This is a genomic window from Erythrobacter sp. CCH5-A1 (genome assembly GCF_001557115.1).
Lineage (GTDB): Bacteria > Pseudomonadota > Alphaproteobacteria > Sphingomonadales > Sphingomonadaceae > Erythrobacter.
This window is the reverse complement of record NZ_LSKQ01000247.1, coordinates 1-459: the sequence shown is the minus strand read 5'-3', so window position 1 is coordinate 459 and position 459 is coordinate 1. Positions and strand designations below refer to the sequence as shown.

Sequence of the window (459 nt, the reverse complement as noted above, 5' to 3'; positions counted from 1 at the left end):
GCGCAGGCTCGCTGATCAAGATCATCTGGCACGACGGGATCGGCATGTCGCTCTACGCCAAGCGGCTCGAGAAGGGGCGGTTCGTGTGGCCTTCGGCGAGCGAGGGAACGGTGTCGCTGACGCCCTCGCAACTGGCCTGCTTGCTGGAGGGGATCGACTGGCGCAACCCGCAGTATACATGGCGGCCGCAAAGCGCCGGATAGTCAGCAGATGCGGGCATTTTGCCCTTGCGGAAGGGTGCCGCGCATGATTCACTCTCCTGCATGGAAGCCGCCATCTCGCCCCTTCCGGACGACGTTGAAGCGCTCAAGGCGCTGGTGGTGGCGATGGCCCGCAAGGCCGACGAGGCAGAGGCCAAGCTCGCCAACGCCCATGCCCGCGAGAGCGCCATCGAGGCGCTGATTGCCCACCTCAAGCTGCAGATCGCCAAGCTGAAGCGCGAGCAGTATGGCCCCAGCG

General features: G+C 65.6%; 1 protein-coding gene and 1 pseudogene. Both read left to right on the top strand.

Features of this window, described 5'->3' with window-relative positions; translation table 11 throughout:
- Positions 1-203 (top strand): IS66 family insertion sequence element accessory protein TnpB (tnpB, locus tag AX708_RS15355; RefSeq protein WP_156454583.1); only part of this gene is annotated, 203 nt, incomplete at its 5' end.
- Between the two features lie 60 nt (positions 204-263).
- Positions 264-459, top strand: a pseudogene (locus AX708_RS15350) (IS66 family transposase); the annotation flags it as partial.